Raw genomic sequence first — 6,013 nt, forward strand, 5'->3', positions numbered from 1 at the left:
GTTTGCGATGGCAACATCATCTGTGGGACCGATGTTTATCATCGGTCTGGCCGACCATGAAGGTTGGCCCCACAGAGAATCGCGGTGCGCTACGCGTACGACGCGAGCAAGTCCGTCAACGTTTGAGAAAGAGGAATCGACGGCCGCCAACCGGTGGTGCGCTGCAACGCGCCGGCGTCGCCGACGAGCAGCGGCGTGTCAGATGGTCTCATGCGCGCAGGGTCTTCTTCGACCTTCACGGTGACGCCCGCGATGCGCGCCAACTCATCGACGATATCCCGCATGCTCACGACCGCTCCGCTGCATACGTTGTACACGTTGCACGGTCCGCCTCGCTCGGCGAGCAGCCGGTACGCGGCGACCACGTCGCGGACGTCGAGGAAATCGCGCAATGCTTTGAGATTGCCGACGTGAAGGACCGGCGGCTGTTCGCCGGATCGGATCGCGGCGATCTGTTGTGCGAATGCCGGCGCGGCGAATGCCTCGCTTTGTCCGGGGCCTGTGTGATTGAACGACCTTGTGACGAGCGCACGCACCCAACCGCAGCGCGCGTACTGGAGCGTCGCCACCTCGGCCGCGGCTTTGCTCGCCGCGTAAGGGTTGACCGGCCGCAGCGGCGCGTCTTCGCGCAACGGCATCTGCGCCGGGTCCGCCGCGCCGTACACATCGGCCGATCCCACCACGACGACCATCGCATCGGGCGCTTCGTGCCGGCAAGCGTCGAGCAACCTCACCGTGCCGAGCAGGTTGACTTCAATGGTGTCGGCGGGATCCGAGATGGATGCGGGCACGTTCGACTGAGCCGCAAGGTGGAAGATCGCATCGGGCCGCGACACGTTGATGGCCGTGCGCAGTGACTCCGGCTCTAAGAGGTCGATGCGATGCCAATGCATCGCGCTCGCCCGAACGGCATCGAGTGTGCGGAGCGGCATGCGCGGCGCGCGCGAACCCCCGTGCACTTCGTAGCCCGCGTCTTGCAGTTCTCGGACGAGCCACTGACCGACGAAGCCGTCCGCTCCGGTGATGAATGCGCGCACTATCGCTCACCCCATGGGCAAGCGATGCTTGCCCTCCTACATGCGTGAGCGAAGGGATTATTTGCCACGCAGCCTCGCCAGATCGGCCTCGACCATGTCTTTGATCAATTCGGCGAACGCGACTTTCGGTTTCCAGCCCAGCTTTGCGCGGGCTTTGCTTGGGTCGCCCACGAGCAAGTCGACCTCCGCAGGACGGATGAATTTTGGATCCAGCACGACGTGTTCGCGCCAATCGACACCCGCCGCCCCGAATGCGGATTCCACGAGTTCTTGGACGCTGCGCGTCTCGCCGGTGGAAATCACGAAGTCGTCCGGTTCGTCTTGCTGAAGCATGAGCCACATCGCTTCGACGTAGTCGCCGGCGAAGCCCCAATCCCGGCGCGCATCGAGGTTGCCCAGCCGCAGTTCGGTGCTCAGCCCGAGTTTGATGCGGGCTGCTGCATCGGTCACTTTGCGAGTGACAAACTCCAAACCGCGACGCGGACTTTCGTGGTTGAAGAGTATGCCCGAGCACGCGAACAAACCGTACGATTCGCGGTAGTTCACGGTGATCCAGTGGCCGTAGACTTTCGCGACCCCGTAAGGGCTGCGCGGATAGAACGGCGTGCTCTCCTTCTGCGGCGTCTCGAGCACTTTGCCGAACATCTCGCTGCTCGAGGCCTGGTAGAAACGCGCATCGGGTTTGTTGCCGCGCAGCGCCTCCAACAGTCGCGTCACACCCACCGCGGTGAATTCGGCCGTGAGCACAGGTTGGGTCCACGAAGTCGGCACAAACGACTGCGCGGCCAAGTTGTATATCTCGTCGGGCTGCGCTTCACGAATCGCCGTCGCGAGGGAATGCTCGTCGAGCAAGTCGCCGGACAGTAACGTGATCTTGTCGACGATGTGCGCGATGCGGTCGAACGAATTGGTGCTCGAACGTCGGGTGATGCCGAAGACCTCATAGTTCTTGGAGAGCAAGAACTCGGCGAGGTACGAGCCATCCTGGCCGGTTATGCCGGTGATGAGCGCGCGTTTGGACAAGAGCGATCTCCCTCGGCTCGAAGGTGCAGTGACGAGGTCATTCCTCGTTCGCGCCTGTCGTCACCTCGCGTCAGACGACGGCCGCATCGACGCCGGGGGCGACCCGTTCGTTGGCGTACGCGACGAGCCCGATGCCCGCCAAAGCGATCAGTCCGCCTATCGCGGTCGTCACCGGCACCGTCTGGTGCAGCACGATGAATGCCAGCACCGCTGCGATGAGCGGCTGCGAAAGAAAGCTGACGGCCACGACGGCCGCCGGCAAATAGCCCAGTGAGCGCTGGATGAGCGTGTGCCCCACGATCGTGACGATAAGCGCGAGCGCGAGAGCCAGCCACAGGTCGTGCAGCGTTATCGCGGGCGAGTAGCGCGTCGCCGCCATCATCAGCCACGTGCACACGGCGCACGAGATGTAGACGACGGTGGCGTAGCGCGTCGTGTCCACGCGTATCCGGACGCGCCGCCCGATGAGCAAGTACCACGTTTCGGCGAGCGCCGCCGATAGTGCGAGCGCATCACCGGCGAGCGCGGATCCCGATATCCGTATGTCCATACCTGCCACGACCAACGTCCCCGCGACGGCGACCAAGATGCCGGCGACCGCAAGCGGCCTCGGCTTTTCCGCGAAGAACATCGCGCCGAAGAGCGCGATCCAAATCGGATCGGTGCTCACGAAAAGCATCGCGCTCGAAACCGAAGTGAAGTGAAGGCCGACGGCCCACAGCGTGAGATCGATTGCGAACAGCGCACCGGCGGTGATGGAAAGTGCGAGATCCCCGCGGCGCATCGCCGTCTGCGCTGCCGCGCGCGCACCGCGCCTCGAGAACGCGAGGAGCGGCAAGACCAAGAGCGCGGCGAATAGACTGCGATATGCCACCATGGCCATCGCCGGCGCATGCGCGAGCGAATAGAAGATGCCCGCGCACGACAAGCCGATGACGCCCAGCAAGAGCAGCGGGTAGCGCGCAACGGCGCTCCCGCGTGGCTCGCCGGCCGTCAACGGTCGCGAGCGGCGGTGTCCAGCGCCCGTTCTTGTTCGCGTGTCTCCTTGCGCTGGCGGTAGCGCAATTCGCCTTGCTGGTAGCGAAGTTTCTCGCTGGCTGTTTCCGGGATGACGGGCAGAACGGACGCCGGTCGCCCTCGTTCGTCCAAGGCGACGAAAATGAGATACGCCGATGCGACGTGGTTACGTTTGCCGGTCGCCAGATTTTCGGTGTCGATATGAACGCCGACTTCCATCGACGTCTTGTGCGTGAAGTTGACTGCCGACTTCAATTCGATCATATCGCCGATGCGCACGGGGTGCAGAAAATCCAAGCGGTCGATGCTTGCAGTGACGCACAGCTTCCCCGCGTGGCGGATCGCCGCTGCGGCAGCCGCTTGGTCGACCAGCTTCATGATGTGGCCGCCGTGGACGTTTCCCATCGGGTTGGCGTCGGCAGGTTCGGCAAGTGTGGCGAGAACGGTGACGGAGGCGGCAACGGGCTTGCCGGCTGGAATTACGGCTTTTTGGTCGGTCATGGGCTCACGTGTTCGCCTCGCGCGACCGGGGTTCCGGGGCCTAGAGGATACCGGCGAACTAATGATGCGCTAGCCGGGACACGGGGCCGGGTGTCACGTATCAAGCACTATCGTGCAACTTTTCTGCGTCGGAACGGTAGATTAAGGTGACGGGAGGTTCGGTCATCAACGCGACGGTGCCGGGAGACGAGACGCTCGTAGCGCTCGTGCTCAAAGGAAACTCCCAGGCTTTCGCGCCGCTCGTGGAGCGCCATCAGCGCGGGATCGTCAACTTCATCTACGCATGCGTCCGCTCGGGCGAGGACGCAAACGATCTAGCCCAGGAGACTTTCATGCGCGCATACGCCCACCTTCGGACCTTCAACCCGACGCTCGGCAAGTTCTCAACATGGCTTTATCAGATCGCGCGCAACGTCGCCCGCACACATCTCGGCAAAGAGAGCCGCCGGCCGCAGACCGAAGATCTCTACGAAGACGAAACAATCGAGCAGCGCCTGCCGGAGACGAGACGCGATGCCGCGCCCGAAGCGACGCTCATCGCCGCCGAGGACGAGGCGCTCGTGCGCGATGCGCTCGCCCACATTCCCGAAAAGATGCGCGCCGCGTTGGCGTTACGTTTTTTCAATCATCTCGAATATCAGGAAATAGCAGATACGATGCAAGTGACCCTCGGCAACGTCAAGACGCTGATCCACCGCGGCAAGGCGGCGTTGGCGCGGGAGCTGGCGCAGGACCGGACCGCCGGTCTGATCGCCTCATCGATCCAAAGGGAGGTGCGCGGACGTGAATTGCTCAGCTTGTAGTGCAAGACTATCCGCTCATCGCGACGGCGAACTTTCGCGAGCCGATGCATTGCTGATCGCCGGTCACCTGGCCGGCTGCCCGTCGTGCAGCGCACTCAACGCGCGTCTGCAGCGTGTCGACGAAGTGCTTGAATCGCTCTCGTTCATCGAACCCGGCAAAGATTTCACCGCATTGGTAATGGCAAAGATCGCCGAGATGCCGGCGCACGCGCCGAAACGGTTCTCGGTCTGGTGGATGGGCGGATACACCGCCGCTGCGTGGGCAGCATTTGCTACGCTGACAGCGACTCATGTCTTCAATCCGCAAGACGTCGTGGCCGAACTCGGCGCATTTGCCGGCAAGACCGGATTCGCCATGGAGACCCTCTACAAGATCGGTGCGCATTTCCACCTCATCGACGTCGCCTCAGCGGCAGTCGTTATAGAAATAGCAATGCTGGCCGTCGGCGCCACCGTCGGCCGCAAGTATCTGCCGCGCCTTGGCTTGGCGTTGTTGGGAGCCCAACCGTGATAATGGATATTGCACTGTCGCCCGTCCGACGCACACCGGCGGGGCTGTTCGCGGCACTAGCCGCAGTCGCAGGCGTCGCCCTATTCTGCGCGCCCGCCACCGCTGCATATGGTCACAGTGAAGGCGACCGCGTCGTCTTTGGATCGAGCGTCGTCATCCCAGTGGGCGATGAAGTGAAAGGCGACCTGGTCGTGATGGCCGGGAGCGCCGAAGTGCATGGCACGGTCGACGGCGACGCCGTTGTGATGGCCGGCAGCCTTTACATTGCGCCCGACGGCGTCGTCAAAGGTGAAACCGTCGCGCTCGGCGGCAGCGTCGACAACGAATCCACCGCCAAGCACGGCAATTCAAGCGCTGCGTCGCCGATGCCCACGATGCGCACCTACGTCGTTCCGCCGGTCACCGATCGGACGGACCTTTCCGACGACAGCACCTTTGACGGCCGGCGGGCGTGGGTCACCGTGTTGATCTTCATCGGCATCTTGACACTGCTCGCGTTCGTCTTCTTCCCGGCGCGCACCAAGCTGACGCTCGAACATTTTCTCCACAAGCCGGCGCTCGCAGGCGTGCTCGGCTTCACCTGGCCGTTCACGCTTTCTATCGTGTGCATCGGCTTGGCGATCACCGTGCTCGGCATCGTCCTGATTCCAGTCGCGGTCATCGCGATCGGTCTCGGCTATCTCGTGGGCCGCGCCGCGATCGCCACGTTCCTCGGCCAACGCTTCTTCGAGTACAGCAAGGTCGTCGAACCCAATCCGCTCGCAACGCTCGGACTCGGCCTGCTGATCATCACGGTGCTCGAAGGCATCGCGCCGATCTGGGTGGGCATCGTGCTTGAATCGTGTCTGAGCGCGCTCGCCATCGGCGCCGCCACGCTCACGCTGCTGAATAAGGAAAGCTGGCCGCGCATGAATGCGGGTTCGACGCCGACACCCGGCACCTACGCGGGTCCGATTCCGCAACCGGTATTCACGCCGCCCACGCCGCCGCCACCGCCGGGTCCGCCCGCCATCCCGCAATAGTGTTGGTGGTTGTGGAGGGGAACCGTATTCGGGCAACCGTACTAGGGCAAGCATCGCTTGCCCGCGATTCATTTCACATTCGTACTAGGGCAAGCATCG

Annotated in this window: 7 protein-coding genes; 3 read left to right on the forward strand and 4 right to left on the reverse strand. The window is 63.3% G+C overall.

Annotated features, from left to right (window positions below):
- Window positions 1-89: 89 nt before the first annotated feature.
- From VII69_10175 to VII69_10190, 4 genes are all read right to left on the reverse strand, one after another.
- Window positions 90-1,037, reverse strand: a complete 948-nt coding sequence (locus VII69_10175) for a GDP-mannose 4,6-dehydratase (GenBank protein ID HEY5095472.1) — start codon at window positions 1,035-1,037, stop codon at window positions 90-92.
- 57 nt (window positions 1,038-1,094) lie between these two features.
- A complete protein-coding gene (gmd, locus tag VII69_10180) occupies window positions 1,095-2,060 on the reverse strand; it encodes a GDP-mannose 4,6-dehydratase (GenBank protein HEY5095473.1) in 966 nt (321 codons plus the stop codon).
- 70 nt (window positions 2,061-2,130) lie between these two features.
- On the reverse strand, window positions 2,131-3,057 hold the full coding sequence (locus tag VII69_10185) for a DMT family transporter (GenBank protein HEY5095474.1): 927 nt from the start codon (window positions 3,055-3,057) through the stop codon (window positions 2,131-2,133).
- A complete protein-coding gene (locus tag VII69_10190; GenBank protein HEY5095475.1) occupies window positions 3,054-3,578 on the reverse strand; it encodes an acyl-CoA thioesterase in 525 nt (174 codons plus the stop codon). Before VII69_10190 ends, VII69_10185 begins: the two co-directional genes overlap by 4 nt.
- Window positions 3,579-3,724: 146 nt before the next feature.
- On the opposite strand from VII69_10190, the gene VII69_10195 reads away from it, so the two are divergent.
- From VII69_10195 to VII69_10205, 3 genes are read left to right on the forward strand one after another with little or no spacing between them, the layout of a single operon-like run.
- Window positions 3,725-4,381 (forward strand): sigma-70 family RNA polymerase sigma factor, encoded by a 657-nt coding sequence (locus tag VII69_10195; GenBank protein HEY5095476.1) that lies wholly within the window; start codon window positions 3,725-3,727, stop codon window positions 4,379-4,381.
- A gap of 49 nt (window positions 4,382-4,430) precedes the next feature.
- Window positions 4,431-4,892 (forward strand): hypothetical protein, encoded by a 462-nt coding sequence (locus VII69_10200; protein HEY5095477.1) that lies wholly within the window; start codon window positions 4,431-4,433, stop codon window positions 4,890-4,892.
- 2 nt (window positions 4,893-4,894) lie between these two features.
- The gene (locus VII69_10205; GenBank protein ID HEY5095478.1) at window positions 4,895-5,914 is read left to right on the forward strand and encodes a polymer-forming cytoskeletal protein; all 1,020 of its coding nucleotides are present in this window, start codon (window positions 4,895-4,897) and stop codon (window positions 5,912-5,914) included.
- Window positions 5,915-6,013: the final 99 nt, after the last annotated feature.

Source organism: Candidatus Eremiobacteraceae bacterium (assembly GCA_036511855.1).
Lineage (GTDB): Bacteria > Vulcanimicrobiota > Vulcanimicrobiia > Eremiobacterales > Eremiobacteraceae > JABCYQ01.

Excerpts from the sequence above, each read along its gene's own strand:
- VII69_10190 (HEY5095475.1), bottom strand. The coding sequence starts at position 3,578 with ATGACCGACCAAAAAGCCGTAATTCCAGCCGGCAAGCCCGTTGCCGCC.
- VII69_10205 (HEY5095478.1), top strand. The coding sequence starts at position 4,895 with ATGGATATTGCACTGTCGCCCGTCCGACGCACACCGGCGGGGCTGTTC.